Consider the following 18,219-nt stretch of genomic DNA (forward strand, 5'->3'; position numbering starts at 1 on the left):
CGCTCCCCGGCGGGGCCGACTTCCGCCTCGACCCGCCGACCGCGCAGGACCCGCAGGCGCACCTGGTCGTGGCACCACACGTGCTGCTCGACGCGACCCTGATGGGCGACGCGCTGCGGTCGCTCCTCCCACCCACGCCCTGACACGCTCGCGGCGTTGCGGTGCGGCGAGTCCGGCGATGTGATGAGTCAGGCGGTGCGGCCCAAAACCCGGGCCAGTGCCTGGTCGAAGTCGTCGCCGAGCGGCTGGACGGCGTCTCCGTCGCGTCGGAAGACGCCGCCAGCGGCGTCCACGATCAGCTCAGCCTTGCCCATGCGGGCCACGACCAGCGCCGGCCGACCGTTGTGGTCGAACATGTCGACCGGTTCGGTCGCCGACGGTGACGTCGGTTCGAAGGCGAGACCGATGGCCGCCATCCGCAACGCGGCGAACTCCCGCAGAACCGTCCTGATCGGATTCGGCAGCGGCGTACCGGGTGGGGCGCAACGGCTCCACCACCGGTCCACTGCGGACGCCGCGTCACGGCCGGGTCGCCAGCCGGCGAGCCGCAGGAGCGCCAGCGTCTGCGGCGAGAACCGGTCGGCCGCACGGCGTACGGCTCGATAGGCGTCGGCGACCGCCTCGGGGGGCAGCGCCGACCAGACCGTCACCGCACCCGTGTCGCCGTCGATGATCGCCCGCACATGGGCGTCGAGGATGATGCCGTCCTCGGGCCCGTACTCCGGGGTGTCCCGGCCGACGACATAGCCGAGTTCGAACGGATGCAGCCAGATCTGCGACTCCGGGTGATAGCCCCGCGCCCAGTTCTGCGCGATGTCCCGGGCCTGCGCCTCCGTGATGTTCACACCGGCCTCCGCTCGTTCCACGCCAACGCCATCCGGCGGCGCAGCCGCCGCAGCACGACCACCGCGATCACCACCACCGTCCCGATCGCGCAGGCCGCGGCCACGACCGGCCCCACGCCCACCGCCGGTCGCGTCTTGGCCTGCGGCGACGGCATCCGCTCAGGGGCTACCGGAGCGACCTCGGTCAGCGGCTCGCTCAAGGCTCGCACCGGGTTGACGATCCCGTCACCGTACGCCGAACCGCGGCCCATGGCCGGATCGGCGGTGGCGGCCAATCGGGCGGCCACCTGCGCCCCGGACAGGTCCGGCCGTTGCGCCCGGACCAACGCGGCCGCGCCCGCCACGACCGCCGACGCCAGATCCGACCCTCCGTTGTAGATGGTGTGCCCGCGAGCCGGCGTCGAGGTCGTCATCTTCTCCCCCGGCGCGGCCAGGTCGACCATCGCGCCGGTGCGGGCCTGCGTACCGGCCACGCCGGTGGTGCCGATCGCGTTCACCCCGATCACCCCGTCGTACGCCGCCGGGAAGTAGCCGTCGTCGCCCTCCCCCACGGCGGCCACCACGACGACGTCCCGGGCGACCGCCCGCTCGATCGCGGCCCGGACCGCCGGCGCGTCGCCGGGCAGGGTCAACGCGACGACGATGACGCGGGCGCCGTTCGCCACCGCCCAGTCGACGCCGGCCCCCACGATCGACGGGCTGACGTCGTCCTCGACCCGCTCCATGACGCGTACAGGCAGAATGTGAGCTTGGGGAGCCACTCCGGCGAACCCGACCGAGGCATCGCGCCGCGCGGCGATCAGCCCGGCGACGCCGGTCCCGTGACCGGTGCAGTCGACGCGACCGTCACCACCGTCGACGAAGTCGCGGCCGGGCAGCACCGCGGACGCGAGCTGCGGATGCCGCCGGTCCACCCCGGTGTCGAGCACGGCCACCCGCACCCCGGCGCCCTCAGCGGCCAGCGGCCAGGCCTGCTCCAGGTTCAGCCAATGCTGCGCCCACGGCAACGCGGGGACGGCCTGGACTCCCTCGGCCCGCCCGCGCGAGCAGGGAGCGGCCGCCTGAGCCGGCTGACCTGGCAGCGCGAGGCCGGTCAGTCCCACGAGGAGACCGACGAGAAACGCGTGGTACGCACGACGCACCGCACGATCTTCCCACCGATCTGGACTGTCCACCATGGGCGGCGCTTGTGGACGATCAAGTATCGCTTTCGAAACGTTTCCCGGTTAACGTTGCATGTATGGCGGCCGATCGGGAGATGGTGGAGGCCTTGCGGTCGCGTGCCGAGACCCTGCGGTCGCAGGTGGAGCGCGCGACGGCCGGCTTCGACTCGGTCATGGCGCAGCTGCGGTCGGTCGAGGTGACCGCGGTCTCCGCCGACCGGCTCGTCACGGTCGTGGTCGGCGCCGACGGCAAGCTCCGGTCGTTGCGGCTGGACCCGGGCATCTACCACCAGCCTGATTCGGCCGAGCTGGCGGCCACGATCGAGGAGACGATCCGGGTCGCCGCCGATGCCGCCCAACAGCGCATGGTCGAACTGTGTGAACCGCTGCTGCCACCGGAACTCGTCGGGCAGAAGGACTTCACCGGCAGCCCGGAGCAGCTCCTGGAATCCATCACCGGCGGGTTCGCCGACATCCTGCGGAAGGGCTGAAGCGATGGCTGATCTGACCGACATCCCCGATCCCGAGGGTGCCAAGAACGCCGCTCACCGGCTGAACTCCGCGCTGGGCAATCTGGACGACGTGGTGTCCGAGGCGTTGAGCCTCGTCCAGACCATGGAGGCGCAATCGCCGCTGTTCGGTGACGACGAGGGCGGGCGGAAGTTCCGGTCGAACTACACCACCTCAGCCACCCAGATCACCGAGTCCACCCGGACGCTGGCGGAGGGTCTGAGCACGGTGGGCGCCGCGGTGAACAAGGCGATCAACGGCAGCACGACCGCCGAGGACGACAACACCCGCGCCATCCCCGCCTGACCCGGCTAGACCGGGACGGGCGCCGTGATCGAGCTGTGGGACTTCGGCGAGCCGTGGAACGAGATCCGCGACGCCCTGATCTGGCTGGGGTCGGGCGGCAGCGGCTGGCCGCAGGCCAATGAGGACCAGATCCGCGAACTCGCCGCCGCCTGGCGTTCGGTGGGGGAACGGCTGCAGTCCGGCCTGAGCGAGGCCAACAGCGCCGCCGCCGACCTGGTCGCCGCGTGGGGTGGCGACGGCGGCGCGGCGTTCGCCCAGTCGTGGCAGAGCCTGGGTCACGACGTCCCCCAGATGCTCGTCGACATCCTCCTCAACGGCTACGACGGCAACCCCCCGCTGGTCGGCTCGTTGGAACAGTCCGCCCTCGACATCGAGTACGACAAGATCTCCACGCTGGTCGAGGTCGCCGTCGTGATCATCGAGATCTTCGTCATCCTGGTCACGGCCTGGTTGGCGTTCTGGGCCGCGTGGACGGCGGCCGGGATGCGGATCGCGATGGGCCGCGCCGCGATCTGGGCGTTCATGCGCGGCCTGATCGCGAACGCGGTCCGCTCCTTCGGCCAGCACGGCCTGAGCGAAGGGCTGAAGCAGGAACTCAAGCAGTGGGCCAAGCACGCGATCAAGTGGGAGATCGCCAAGGAGATCGGCGCGGAGACCGGGGTCGACATCACCGCGCAGCTGACCCAGTTCGCCATGGGCACGCGGACGAACTGGGACGGGAAGAAGACCCTGGCGTCGGGGATCGGTGGCGCGGCCGGCGCGCTGTTGAGCTTCGCCACCCCGATCGGCGAGAACATCGCCGGAAAGTTCACCAGCAAGCTCGGCAAGACCGGGATCAACCTCGGCACCCGGGCGCTGGACGAGTTCATCACCGAGGTCGGCGCGGAGACCGTCGCCAACGGCGTCGTCTACAAGAACTGGAACGTCAACCTCGGCAACCTAGGCAACCGGATCGGCTCCGGCATGGTCCGCGACAAGGTCAGCGAGAACGCCGACCTGTCCGGCAATGCGCTGGACGTCACCAAGTCCGTGCTCGGCCTGGAGACGCGTACGCAGGCGGCCGCGAACGCGGCCCGGCAAGCCGCCCAGAACGCGGCCAACCAGGCGGACACCGCCGCCCAGCAAGCTCGTCAGCAGGCCACCCAGGCGCAGCAGGCGGCCAACACCGCGACCCAGCAGGCCCAGGCCGCGCAGCAACGGGCGAACGAGGCGAACGCCGCCGCCCAAGCCGCCGTCGCCCGCTACGGAGCCGACTCCGTCCAGGCCCGCGAGGCCGCCACAGCCGCCCAGAACGCCACGCGCCAGGCCGAGATCGCCCAACGCGGGGCTACCCAGGCGACCGCCGCCGCCCAGTACGCGGACACCGCCGCAGGCAACGCCGAGGACGCCGCTCGCCAGGCCCGCGAGAACGCGGACCGCATCCCTGCCCCCGCGGGTACGCAGCCTCCGCCGGGTACGCAGCCCGACGACACGTCGACTCCGCCCCCTGGGACCGGGCCGGATGGGAGTCCCGCAGCACCACCCGGAACCGGACCCGACGGCAGCCCCGCCGCACCACCCGGAACCGGACCCGACGGCAGCCCCGCCGCACCGCCTGGGACTGGGCCCGACGGGACACCCGCAGCACCACCCGGGACGGGGCCGGATGGGAGTCCCGCCGCACCACCCGGAACCGGACCCGACGGCAGTCCCGCAGCACCGCCTGGCACTGGGCCCGACGGGACACCCGCAGCACCACCCGGGACTGGGCCCGAAGGGGCGCCGGCCGCGCCGCCGGGGACCGCTCCGGATGCGCCTGGTGCGCCTCCGGTGGGATCCGGGGTTCCGGCCTCGCCGCCGGGAACCGGGCCGGACGGCACCCCCGCCACACCCCCGGGGACGGGACCAGATGGCACACCCGCCACACCCCCGCTGGGTTCCGGAGCGCTCCCTTCATCCGATGTAGATGGCCAGCCGCTCGCGCCGTCCGAGGGCGAGACCACACCGCGCCCGGCGGGCCTGCCGAGCGCGGACGCGCAGGGCGCCGACGTGGGCGGCGATCAGACTGCGCCGGACGGCGACCAGACCACCACGTCGGTTCCGACCCGGCCGACCGTCCCCGGGGCAGCACCCGTCGGCGGCGGACGCGGCACCCTGAACACTCCGCACACCGGACCCGACTCCACCGGCGTGCTGCCGACGGCTCCAGTGGCACCGCCCGGCCGACGGCGTACAGGCGACACCGACGAGCGCACCTCGACCGACCCGGACAACGACACCGACGAGAACGCCAAGTCGGAGGGACAGCCCGATACCGACGGCACGACCAAGCCCGAGGCCGGGTCGAACACGGACGAGACCGGCACGACCGACCCGAACACCGCGGCCGACACCAACGACGACGCCAGCGACGACGGCGACACCGACGCGAGCGACGACAACAGCGACGACACCGACGAGAACGCCAAGCCGGAAGCGCGGCCAGCGCGGCCGAACGCGACCCCGGACGCCAAGACCGACGGCGACACCAGCGACGACAGCGACACGGACGAGACTGCTAAGCCAGACGCGCGGCCAGACGCGAACGACGACACCGATGCCGACAGCGATCAGCGCGGTGACACCGACGGCTCGACCCGGACCGCGACCAAGGTCTCGCCACGGGTGACCATCGCGATCGCCAAGCTCGTCATGGACTCCACCGTGCAGGCGCAGATGGCGGCGCACGAGGCGACTCGGGCCAACGCCCTCGCGCAGGTGCTCGCCTCGACGGACGGACAGGTGCAGATCACCGGCCCGACTTCGCTGACGCTGGACCCGGACGCCAGCACGGACGACGACGCTCAGGCGCCGAGTACGCCGCCGATGGGGCCGAATCCGTTGCAGGGTCTACTCCCGGACGACTCGACGGCCGCGGGGAGTCAGGCGGATGTGCAGCGGCTCTTCCTGATGCTCAGCATCAACCCCGGTGACGTGCCGCCCCTGCATCCGCATCCGGCCGGTCCCTGGGTCGGCGCCGCGAATGACGGTGGTCCAACGGTCGCGGGCCGCAGCGACAACTGCCTTCTCTTCGCGGCGAGCGTCCACAGCACCTACTTCGGCCATCCCTCCGTCGCGCCGGCCAATCGCACCGGGCGAGGTTTCACCGCCTCCGTGTTGACGACCTGGGCGGCGGCGCCCTTCACCGCCGGCGACCGGAACCAGGGCTTCGCCGACATCGAGGAGCAGCTACGCCAGCAGCTGGGCGACGACATGGACGCCGGGCCGATGGCGTTCGTCGCCGCCCTCGACCCGCTCGACTCCAACGTGGCGCACATGTACGCCGTCTTCGCCCGTCGCGAGCCGGACCCCTCGAATCCCGGCGAGAACCACGTCGTCTTCTACTACGCCGACAACAACAGCACCGCCGCCGAAGCCACGCGTCCACAAGTCAGCCCCGGTACGCAACTCAGCTCGATCATGTTCGACCACACCGGCACGGCCGTCCAACCCGAGACGGCGCTGGCCGACGACGATCCGCTGTTGAGCGCGGAGATCCAGGGGCGGCCGACCAACTCGCGGGTCAACGATCTGCTGGGCCAGATCAACACGTTGCTCACCACGACGGGAGCACCACCCGCCGACGTCCTCGACGACATCGAGCGGCGGCTCGACGAGATGGGGCTGAGACCCGGCGGTACGCCGGTCCGCTGGGCACGGCTCGGCCGGCTGAGCGCCGGGTCGACGACCGAGCAGGACGCCTTCGTCACCCTGATGCAGGAACCGGGCTGGCGGGCGGCGTACGAGCGGGCGGCGGCGATGCCGAACCACATCGCTGAGGGTGTCACCGGCGACCCGAACCCGTCGGCCGCCCGGACGGTCGCGCTGGCTTCCGCGTTCGCCACGAACCCGGCTCCGGCGTACGCCGGACGGCCGGACACTCAGGCGATCGACCAGGTCGCCGCCATGATCAGTCGGATGTTCGGGTTCGAGCACACGGCCGTCGTCACACGCTCCGGCAACGACCTGCAGATCACCTTCGACTCGATCTACAGCCGCTCGCTGCGGGTGGAGTACGCCGTCCTGCCGCCCGGCCAGCAGGTGCGGCTGGACTGGAACGGGGGCGACAGCTTCCGGTTGACGGTCGCACACGACGCCGACTTGACCACGCCCGCGGCGCGGGCCGAACTCCAGGTACGCCTCGCCCGCGAGATCGCCCGCGTCCGCCTGGGCGGTATGGACTTCCGGGCCGACGACGGCAGCGACCGGGACATGTTCGGCGACGTGCTCCAGGCGTACGCCGGGGCGGGAGTCAACGACGTCCAGCATGTTCTGATGGCCAACCGCCCGGCGGGCCAGACGGGCGACAGCGCCGACGTCGCAGCTGCGGTTCGGCTGACTCAGCAGGCCCGAGCCGAGACCGCACGCATCATGACGCTGTTGCAGGAAGCGGCCCGAGCCAATCCTCGTGCGGCGGAGGCCATCGTCCGGCTCATCGCGGCCGAGGCGAGCTGGGGTGATCAGCTGGGGTCTCGGCTCGCTCCGTTGCTCGCCGATCTCACCCTGCCGACCGGGTCCGATCGGCGGGCGCAGCGGGAACGAACCCGGACACTGCAGCTCGTCGCGGCGACGGCGCAATTGGCGGCGGTTGGCTTCGCCCAGGAGTTCCGCAACCAGGGCCGGCAGGACAGCGCCCTGCTGCCGTCGCTCATCGCGGCGGTGGACCGCGCACGCTTCGCGCTCACCGTGGCCCAGGCTCGGCTGGCGTCGCAGAACAACGAGGTACGCGGGGTCATCCGCCCACGAGACGCCGCCTTCTCCCCGAGCATCGTGGCGACCGCCGACCGGCAACGGGCCGCGCTCCTCACCGAGCTGACCAATCGACGGGCCGACGCCAACGCCGCCCGGCCGGACCCGCAGGGAATCGTCCTGCCGCCGCTGGCCGGGAACGCCGCCCGGCTGGACTCGTCGCTGCAACAGACACTCCGCAACGCCGCGGCCCGGCTCGGCTTCGCGGAGCCGAGCGCGGAAGCGGTCATGCTCGGCCGATGGGGCGGGCCGCTGCACGCCCTGGGCAGTCAGGACGCCACACCGTCCACAGCGGAGATCGTCGACGGCGCGCGAACCGCGATCCGGCAGACCATCGAGGACCCGACCCGGGTCACCGTGCAAGACGGGGACACCGGCGACGCTCGGGTGCTGTTCCAGCGGACCTTCACCGACCCGCAGGGCAACCAGCACACCGTCGCGGTCACGGTGCACGTACAGCGCTCCGTGAACGACCGGACCGCGTACGTGTCGGACGTGCGGGTGACCCCGGACACGCGGACCGGCCACGGCCGGCCCATGCACGGCCAACCGGCGCATCGGGTCCGCTCCGATACCCGCCTCGTCCCCCGACGGCAGGTACGCGATTCGCCCGATCGGGTGCGAGCGCGCCGGTCCGCCACCCGCGACAGTGCCGTCAACGAGGCGACCCGGCAGGCGTTGCAGTCCTTGGGCGTCACCCTGGTCCAGCACGGCAACAGCACCACTTACGACCTGACCTGGCCCAACGGCGACGGGCCGGCTCGCGTACGCATCACGACCGGGCGAGTGCGCGGCGGAGCCGTCGCCGAGGTGCGGCCGCCCCGGTTCGGCGACCCCACCTGGGAGATCCGCATTCCGTCGCGGGGCGTGACGCGTACCGGCATGATGCTCGACATCGCCGAGGCGCTGGGCCTGGCGCTCGGCCTGCACCAGGACCGGGAGTCCGGCCGGGTGACGACGCAGCTGCCGCAGGCCCTGGGGCGGGCGGCCCGGCTGGCCGCGGTCGGGCACGGGCAGGCCACCGTGGCGGCGCCGCCCGCCGGCACGACCTGGACGCCCAGCGCCCGGCGGCTGTCGGCCGAGGTGCACGCGCTCGTCGAAGATCTTCAGCTGCGAATGGACCAGCCGCAGTACGCCGATCGCCGGTCCGCAGTGGACACGCTGCTCACCGAGACGTTCGGCGCCGCACCGGCCGCCGCCGCCACGACCGCCGTCGACCAGAATGGCGCGGCCGTCGCCGACATAACCGACCCGGCCGCACGGCGGGACGCGGAGGCGGCGCGGCGGGCGGCCGAGGTGCGCGGGCTGGGCCGGACGGTGACCGACATCCTGCTCGGGCAGCATCAGCCGGGGATGACCTCGCAGACTCCGGTCATCGGCGATCTGCGTACCCGGGGTCCGGCGCTGACCGGAACGGATCTCGCCGACCACATCGCGAATACGCTGCCTGACATCGTGACCGAGCGGGGGCTCACCGACCTCGGCCAGCGGCGCGACGGCGACGTGACCACGACGATCGTGAACCACGACGGCCTGGCCGGCGGACCGGTGACGGTTCGGGTCGAAACGGCCACGCTGCCGGCCGGGATCGCCGCCGACACCCGAATCGACCTCACCACGCGCACGGTCACCGTGTTCCTCGCCGAGGGGCTGACCGCCGACGCCGCGACGATCCACCTCCTCGGCGAAGTCGCCCGGTCGCTGGAGACCATCGGCCGGGTCGACACACGGCAGACGATGCCCGCGGATCCACGCCGGCTGCCCGGCCAGACCCGGGAGGCACGGGAGCGCATTCGCGCGCAGCGCCGCGAGAACGAGAGGATCCGCCGGCGGCCGATCATTCCGGCCGACATCCTCGGCGACCACCCGCTGAACCGGCGTATGCACAACGACGTCTACGGAGCCAGTCCGTCCGACGTGGCGCTCGCGGCACAGATCCAGCATCTGGCGGAGGCCTTGGCGACCCGGCAGGATCCCCGCGAGCTGCTCAACCTGGTGGTGATGCTCCATCGGGCGGGTGTCCGAAATGGTCAGCCGCACGCCGAGCTTCGCCGCATCGTCCTCAGCCGTCTGCTGTCGGACACCGTCGCCCAGCAAGTGAACAACCTGCTCAACGTGGACGAGACGCTGGCGCGCGCGATCGAGGCCGGGCTGCCGCCGAACCTGGAGTCCCCGTCGGCGAATCGATCCGTCGGACGGCGGCGGTTCACGGTCCATCTGCCGATCGGCGTCGACTCGACGGGATCGCTCAGCACACCGCCACACCAGCCGTTGCATCCGACCGTACGCCGCATCGCCGGGCGGAACGCGAACCGTGTGGAGCGGTATGTCGCCGCCCGCCGTTTCAAGATCAGCCGGATGGGCGCGGACGCGATCGCCAACGCGCAGACCACATGGGGCAGCCGAACCTTGCGGACTGTTCTCTGGGCACCGAAGTACTTGCGGGCTCGTGGCTGGGCGCTGCTCACCGGGAAGTTCCGGTATCAACGGCCGTGGCGGCTCGTCAGTTTCGGCACCAAGACCGGGGTCGCCCGGGTGCAGCTACCGGACGGCAGCCATCGCTGGGTGCCGTACGTCCAGACCTCGGGCAGCCGTGGAATCAACCGGCTGGGCGCGATCCGGTTCTCCACGTTCACCCCGTGGGCCGACAACAGCGATCCCACCAAGCCGCCCGAGCACGGACCGACCATCCAGCCGCCCCGGGTTCCGTTCATCCTCACCGGCAACCACTGGCTCGACCTGATCGCCACGATCATCGATCACCTGCCGCTGGTGTCGGCCAGCGCCAAGGACGGCAGCGGGATCGGCACCCCGTTCCCGTTCGGAAACAAGGACTCCGAGACACGGCCGACCACCATCCGCGCGGTCACCCGACTCGGCGACGGCATCACCGGAGTCGTCGGTGTCGTCGGCCAGACCAACCCGTCGCCGGAGCTTTCGCACACCCACAGCTCGACCGCGTACATCTTCACCGGGACGTTCATCGACGTGAAGATCGGCGGCGTCAAGCAGTTCTACGTCTGGATCGGCGGGCAGGGCTTCGCCGTCACCGGCAGCGAGGACTACGAGCAACTCCTGGAGCGGCTGAAGCCCTTCATCGAGTCCTGGCGAGAGCATGTCGCCGCTGGGCGCAAGCTGCGCGCGGCCAAAGCGTTCGCCCGCCTGCTGAACGAGTATCGCCGGATCTTCTCCACCGACGGCGCGGAGTTCCAGCCGCTCGTCGTCGAGATCGGCTACGGCCACCGCTACACGCCCTGGCTCACGGCACCGAGCATCACGGGCCACGACGTGTCCGACACGCATGACAACCCCGACACTCCGCAGGTCGAACACGCCGACGACTTCCACGACCCGTTCACCCAGGCCAACGACCGGTCCGGCTGGCAGACCAACCCGAACATCGCCGTCTACTTCGGCAACTTCAACCCGTGGGCGGCCCTGCGCGGCGCTGGACGGTTCGTCCGGAGCTGGTATCACCGGCCCAGCCTCACCGAAACGCTCGGCCTGGAGGACGCACGTCCCGCGCTGCCCGCCGCTCAGACGCCCGCCATCGCCGCCACGCCCGACACCCGCGCCGACATCAACACCGCGCTCACCCAGCGGTACGCCGACCTGCTCGGCCGTCAGGCCACCGGATCGTTGACCGTGGCCGAGACGACCGAGTTGCGCAGTCTCGAAGCCCAGGCGGCGCAGGACCCGGAATTGGGTCCGTTGTTCGAGGCGGTCCGAGGGCAGCAGCCACCGGGCAGCGGCCCGGCCGGACCCACCGGGCCGACCGGACCGACGGGCGGCCAACCGGTCAACCCCGGCCCGCAGGGCACTCCCCCGGCCGCGCCTGGTGCGACGGCCACGCCGCCCGGCACCACGCCCACGGGCGGCCCGACCAGCAGCACGACCAGCAGCGGTCCAACGGCCGCCGGCCCGACCACCACCAGCACGCCCTCGACCGGCCCGACCATCACGTCCACGACCGGCCCGACGACCACCGGCGCGACGACCAGCAGCGCTACAACTACCGGCGCGACGACCGGCACCAATCCCACGGCAAGCGGCCCGAACCAGGGCGGCGGCCCGGTGAATGCCGCGCCGGTCACCGCGGCCCCACCCGCGACGGGGGTCTTCCCGGGGGCCGACCCCTCGGCCGCCCTGGTCGCCAACGGCCAGGCCACGCCCGCCAGCCAGGCCGACGACCTGAACCTGGCACATCACCTGGGCGTACGCCCGGGCGAAGCGGGTCCGCTGCATCCGCATCCGGCCAGCCCGTGGATGAACGCGTCGAACGACGGTGGCCTGACCGTGCCGGGCCGGGCGGACAACTGCCTGCTCTGGCTGATGAGCGTCTACCACACCTACTTCGGCCGCCCGTCGGTCGCGCCGGCCAACCTCACCGGCAAGGGCTTCCTCGCCCGCCTGGTCGAGACGTGGGCGGGGACGAAGTTCCAGGCGCACGCCGACGGCACGCGAGGTCTGTCCCAGGTGGAGGAACAGCTCCGCCAGGCGCTGCCCGCCGACGCCGACGCCGGGCCCATGGCGTTCGTGATCACCGTCGACCCGCACGATCGCACGGCTGGGCACGCGTACGCCGTGTTCGCCCGGCGTGAGCCCGATCCGGCGAACCCGGGGCAGACCAAGGTCGTCTTCTACTACGCCGACCATGGGAGCACCGCCGGCGATCCGAACCGCCCGCCGATCGACCCCGACGCCCAGATCTACTCGATGATCTTCGATCAGAACGGCGTACCGGTGCAACCGGCGGCGACCGCGCCCACTGGTGGCAAGCGGCTGAGCCATGCCCTCGTCGCCGGACGGCCCACCGCGACGGGGGCCGCCGATCTCACCAGCCGGATCGACACCTTGCTGTCGGCCACCGGTACGCCGTCCACCAACGTCCTGGACGACCTGGAACGACAGCTCGACGACATGGGGCTGCGCCCCGGTGGCACTCATCGGCGCTGGAACCGGCTCGCCCGGATGACGTCGGGCTCCACGGTGGACGTCGACGCGTTCGTGGCGTTGATGCAGGAGCCGGACTGGCGGGCGGCGTACGTGCGGGCGGCGGAGACGCCGAACGATGTGGCGACTGTGCTGACCGGGGAGGCGAACGACACGCCGGGCCGACGGATCGCGCTGGCGACGATCTTCGCGACCAACCCCGCTCCCGCGTACGCCGGACGCCCCGACCAGCAGGCAACCGCCCTGGTGACGCAGCTGGTCGGCAGTGATTTCCGGTTCGAGCATCAGACGTCGGTGACAGTGTCCGGCGCGGACGTCGAGATCAGCTTCGACGAGCACACCACGCGCACCCTGCGAGTCGAGTACGCCGTCCTGCCGCCCGGTCAGCAGGTGCGCCTGGACTGGGACGCCGATACGCGGACGTTCCGGCTGGCCATCGCGCACGATCTAGATATGTCCACTCCGGAGGCTCGGGTGCGGATCACCCGGGAACTGGGACGAGTTCGGCTGGGCGGGGCCGATTTCCGTTCCGAGCACTCCGGCGCGCAGGACGTGTTCCTGGATGTGCTCCAGGCGTACAGCTATGTGGGAACCGCGGATGTCTCGCACGTCCTGGCGGCGAACCGTCCCCCGGGCCTGACGGGCGAGGCCGGCGACGTGGCCGCAGCGGTACGCCTGGTGCACCGGAGCCGGTCCGAGGCGGACCGGGTCTTGCGTGTGCTGCTGGCGGCGGTGGCCGCCGACCCGAACGTGGCCGCCACGATCACGCGATTGATGGCGGCCGAGGCGACCAACGGAGACCTGCCCGGACGGCAGCTGGCCCGGCTGGTCGGCGACCTCGACCTGCCGCCGGGCCGCGGACGGCGGGTCGACCAGCGGCGGCAGCAGATCGGGCAGCTCGTGGCTGCGACGCTGGCCGTCGCCGGGGCCGATCTCGACCAGGCCCTGGCCGGTCAGATCGCCGAGAACGAACTGCCGGGCATCGTCATCGCGGCGGTCGACCACGCGCTGTTCGTCCGCTTGTACGCCCAGAGCCGACTGGCTACGCGCGGAGTCAGCCGGGATTCGGTGCTGTCACCGACCACGGCAGGGTTCGACGCGACCTTCCTGGCTGAGGCTGAGACCCGGCGGGCGGAGCTGCTGGCGGAAATCGCCGCCCGGACCGGCAACCCGGATTCGATCATCATGCCGCGACTGGCCGGTTCCGGTGGGGACCTGGATCTGGCGCTCCAGACCGCGTTGCGGGGCGCGGCGGCGACGCTGGGCTTCTCCGAGCCGTCGCGAGAGGCCGCCGTGCTGGCAAGGTGGGGCCCGACCCTGCACAGCCTGGGCGGCCGGGGTACCGATCCGTCCACAGCGGACCAGCTCGACGCCGAGCGGGGCACCGTCCGGCGAACGCTCGCCGATCCGGATCGCGTGTCCGTTCAGGACGGCCATCAGGGCGACGCTCACGTGCTGTTCCAGAAGCGGTTCACCGACGCCCGCGGGCGTACGCAGGTGGTCGAGGTGACTGTCCACGTGCACCGGTTCCTCGCCGACCGGGCGGCGTACATCGCCGACGTCCAGGTGGCCGGCGACGTGCGCATCGACTTCGGACGACCGATGTCTGGCTCGCCACCCCGCCGTGTCCTGGTACGCACCCTGCTCACCGACCGGTTGCATGTCCACGATCCGGGCGACATGCTCGCCGTCCACAGTCCGCATGAGGCGCTCCAGGCGAACCGCCGGGCGCTGGTCCAGGCGGCCGCGGCGTTGGGCCTGACCGTCCAGCAGGAGGGCAACTCCCCGAACTTCCTGCTCACCTGGGCGAACGGCGACGGGCCCGTTCGTATCACCCTGGATACCCGGCCGACAGGCGGTTCCTCGATCGCCGAGGTACGCCCGGCTCGCCCTGGCAGCCAGACCTGGATGATCCGGATCGCGCCGGGTCGCATGTCGCGCTCAGGACTGCCGCTCGACCTGGCCGAGGCGCTTGGGATGGCGTTGGGCCGGTATCAGCAGCTGACCGCCGGATTGACCGTCACGCAGCAGCCGACTGCGATCGCGCACGCCGCCCGGCTCGCCGCGGTCGCCACCGGCCTGGCCACCGCCGGGCCGATGCCGTCGGCCAACACCGCGCTGTCGCGCTCGTCCCGGTTGTCGGCCGAGGCGCATGCCTTGATCGAGGGCATGGGACTGCGGCAGGACCAGCCGGAGCACGTCGTCCGGCGGGCGGAGCTGAACCGGCTGGTCACCGAGCTGTTCGGCGCGCCCGCGGCCGCTCTGATCGACACGCTGCTGGCCGATGTCGGCCTGCCGATCGCGGATCTCACCGATCCCGGGCAGCGGGCGTACGCCGAGGGCGCGCGGCGGAGCGCGAGGGCAGCCGAGCGTGGCCGCGTGATCTCCGACATCCTGCTCGAACAGCACCGGGCTGGGCTGATGACGGACACTCCGGTCATCGACGAGTTGATCTCGGTCGGCTCGCCGGTCAGCGGGGAGGCATTGGCGCGGCAGCTGTTCACCGGCACTCGGGACATCCTGCTCGGGCGGGCGCTGACCGTGTCTGCGCATCGGCGTACCGGACGGGACACGATCATCACCGTGCGGCACGACGGGCTGACCGGACCGGTGACGATCACCGTACGCGCCAATCCACTGGCCACGGGTACGGCGACCCATGTGCAGATCAACCCGGGCGACCGGTCCGTCGTCGTCACCGTGGCGGAAGGGATGACGGCGGAGAACACTCTGTTGCACCTGACCGGTGCGTTGGCTCAGGCGCTGGAAACCGTGGCCCGCACCGATCACGACCGCCAGACCGCTCCGGCCGACATGCTCGGCGATCACCGGTTGACCCGGCGACTGCGGCAGGACACCGACGGCCTCAGCCCGGCCGACATGGCCCTCGTCGCGCAGATCGAGCGGCAGGCCGACCTCCTCGTCACCAGCACCCGTCCGGCTGTCCTGGTGAACCTGCTGATCCTGCTGCACCGGGCCGGTGTGCGGGACGGCCAGCAGCATTCCGCGCTACGCCGCCGGCTGCTGCTTCAGGCGGTGCCGCCCACGACCGCACGCCGGATCCGCAACATCCTGAACCTGGATTCGCGGCTGGGGCCTGCCGTGCAGAGGCTGCTCCCGGCGACGATCAGCACGCCGACGCCGACGCTGTCGGTGGGACGGCGGGTCTTCACCGCCTTGCGGCTGCCCACGCTCGCCCTGGAGTCGTCCGGATCGCTCAGCACGCCGCCGCATCAGCCGCTCCAGTCGACCGTACGCCGCATCGCAGGTCGCCGGGCCGACCGCCTGGAGCGACGGATCGCGGCCAACCGCTTCAAGATCGCGCGGCTGGGCTTCGATCGGATCGCCGCGATCCGCAGCCGCAGACTCGCGGTGCTCTCCCGTTCGGTGCTGTGGCCGGCGAAGTTCCTCGCGGGACGGCCCCATGCGCTGCTCACCGGCAAGGCCCGCTACCAGCGTCCGTGGCGGGTGTTCGCGTTCAGCAACACGACGGCGTACTCCCGGCTGCGGCTGCCCGACGGCAGCCACACCTGGGTCGCGTACACGAAGACGACGGCGACGCGGGCGGTCAACCGGCTCGGCGCGATCCGCTTCTCGACCTTCACCCCGTGGAAGGACAACAACGACCCGAGCGACCCGACCCACGGCCACAACAACCCGTTCGGCCCGACTGGAATGCCGCCGGTCTACCTGTTCCCCTTGACCGGCCGGCCGATCATGGACGCGATCGCCCACTTCCTCAGCGTGCTGCCGTTCCTCGAGGTGAGTGCCAAGAACGGGAGCGGCATCGGCACCCCGTTGCCCTTCGGCAACAAGGACTCCGAGACCCGGCCGACGACCGTGCGGTCGCTGGCCAACCTCGGCGACGGCATAACCGGCGTCGTCGCACGCACGGAGCCCGACGGCACCCTGGAGCGGAAGCACTCCTTCACCACGTATGCGTTCATCGGCACGTTCCTCGACGTGAAGATCGGCCCCGTCACGCAGTTCTACGTCTGGATCGGCGGACAGGGCCTCGCGGTCAGCGGCAGCGAGGACTACGACAAGCTGATGTCGGACCTCCGCAAGATCCGCGAGGACGCGGCCAAGGCTCGCGACGACAATAAGCGCTTCGGCACGATCCGGTCGGCGTTCATCCTGCTGAGGGCCGTCAACCGCTATCGCAAGATCTTCTCCGACGCGGGGATGGAGTTCCAGCCGTTCGTACTGGAGGTCGGCTACAGCCACCGGTATTCGCCCATCATGGACGCGCCCGATCGGCTGGGCTGGGACACCGACGACGTCCACGGCGGCGACGACCACATCCACGGGCCGTTCACTCAGGCCAACGACCGCGCCGGCGTGCAGACCAACCCGAACATCGCCATCTTCGTCGGCGCGTTCTCCCCCCGCAAACTCATCAAGCTCCTGCTGAGCCCGATCAATCCCCGGGCGTACGCGCGCGGGTTCGGGCGGGTGCGTACCTGGGTCCAGCGACCCGGCCTCGACCAGGTCCTCAGGCTGACCGAGGCGGCGCCGATGCTCCCGTCGGACCTGCCGACCTCGGTGCCCGGCCTGCGCCTACCCGACGCGGTCAACCGGGCCGTCCGCGACCGGTATCGGGAGCTGGTCCAGGCTCGGACCCTCCGGGCGCTGACCGTCTCCGAGGCGTCCGAACTCGACGATCTGGAACGCCTGGCCGGGGGCAACCGGCGGCTGTTCGATCTCTTCGAGCAGGCGCGGCGCCAGACGCTCGGCCTCCCGCCGCAGCGCCGCTTGCGCAGGCCGAACAACCCCGGCAGCCAAGGTGGGCCGAACAACCCTGGCAACCAGGGTCCCGGTGGACCGAACAACCCGGGAGGACCGACCGGTGGCACGCCCGCTCCGCCCGGCCCCCGGACGACGCCGCCGAGCGGCTCCGGTGCGGCCGCGCAGCCGCCGGCTCAGCAGCAGCCACCGGCCCAGCAGCAGTCAGCCTCGCAACAACCGGCCCAGCAGCAGCCTCCCGCGCGGACGGCTGCCGAGGAAGCGGCTCGCCGCCACGCGCTCGGCCTGGACCCGGCCACCGGCACTTTCCGCCAGGCCGAGGCGGAGACGGCGCGCCGGATCGAGGACGAACTCGGCATCGAACTCGAACGCTCGACTGATCCGAGCGTCGACTGGGTGGATCCGGCCTCCGGGCTGACCTACGACGCCGTGGGCAACTTCGACGCGAGATACTTCGACCGGCAGTGGGCGAACCTGCAGGTCCGGATCGTCGACCACCTGGCCAAGGCGGATCGCGTCCCGATCGACGTCACCAGGTTCACGGCCGCGCAGATTGCTAGAGTGCGGCAGTACCTCACCGACAACGGGCTCGGCCCGCGCGCATTCCTGGTAGGTGTCTGATGTCCGGGACCATCGAGGTAACCCCGCAGCAGCGGTGGTCGGCGGCGGGCTGGCTGTTCGACTGGACCGTCGGCTACCTCGCCGACCACGTCGCCGACCAGGAGGTGGCCGCCGAGCTGCGGGAGATAGTCGAGGAGAACCTCGGCTGGCTCGGCCTCGACGACTACGGCCCCGAAGCGCGAGCCGACCTCGTCGCCCTCCTCCGGGATCGCGTCGTCCCGGCGGCGGCGGCCGACCTGCCGCCCACCGTGGACGACAGACCCGCCGTGCTCGATCTCCTGCGAGACCTCGCCGACGCCACTCGCTGA

Annotated in this window: 6 protein-coding genes; 4 read left to right on the plus strand and 2 right to left on the minus strand. The window is 71.6% G+C overall.

The annotated features are described in order from the left end of the window. Positions 1–188: 188 nt before the first annotated feature. Together AB0M47_RS14450 and AB0M47_RS14455 are read right to left on the minus strand one after the other, a co-directional pair. On the minus strand, positions 189–845 hold the full coding sequence (locus AB0M47_RS14450) for an SUKH-3 domain-containing protein (RefSeq protein WP_363412898.1): 657 nt from the start codon (positions 843–845) through the stop codon (positions 189–191). Continuing rightward, positions 842–1,987 (minus strand): S8 family serine peptidase, encoded by a 1,146-nt coding sequence (locus tag AB0M47_RS14455; RefSeq protein ID WP_363412900.1) that lies wholly within the window; start codon positions 1,985–1,987, stop codon positions 842–844. Before AB0M47_RS14455 ends, AB0M47_RS14450 begins: the two co-directional genes overlap by 4 nt. A gap of 98 nt (positions 1,988–2,085) precedes the next feature. Here AB0M47_RS14455 and AB0M47_RS14460 point away from each other — a divergent pair, with 98 nt between their 5' ends. The 4 genes from AB0M47_RS14460 to AB0M47_RS14475 are packed head-to-tail and all read left to right on the plus strand — an operon-like array spanning position 2,086 to position 18,219. After that, positions 2,086–2,499, plus strand: coding sequence for a YbaB/EbfC family nucleoid-associated protein (locus tag AB0M47_RS14460; RefSeq protein ID WP_363412902.1), 414 nt, complete (start codon positions 2,086–2,088; stop codon positions 2,497–2,499). Positions 2,500–2,503: 4 nt separating this feature from the next. Beyond that, entirely contained in the window at positions 2,504–2,824 is a 321-nt protein-coding gene (locus AB0M47_RS14465) for a hypothetical protein (RefSeq protein ID WP_363412904.1), read from the plus strand. Between the two features lie 24 nt (positions 2,825–2,848). Continuing rightward, complete coding sequence (locus tag AB0M47_RS14470; protein ID WP_363412906.1) at positions 2,849–17,911, plus strand: hypothetical protein; 15,063 nt, start codon at positions 2,849–2,851, stop codon at positions 17,909–17,911. Further along, on the plus strand, positions 17,911–18,219 hold the full coding sequence (locus AB0M47_RS14475; protein ID WP_363412908.1) for a hypothetical protein: 309 nt from the start codon (positions 17,911–17,913) through the stop codon (positions 18,217–18,219). The genes AB0M47_RS14470 and AB0M47_RS14475 overlap by 1 nt, the downstream gene beginning before the upstream one ends.

This window comes from Hamadaea sp. NPDC051192, assembly GCF_040682475.1.
GTDB lineage: Bacteria > Actinomycetota > Actinomycetes > Mycobacteriales > Micromonosporaceae > Hamadaea > Hamadaea flava.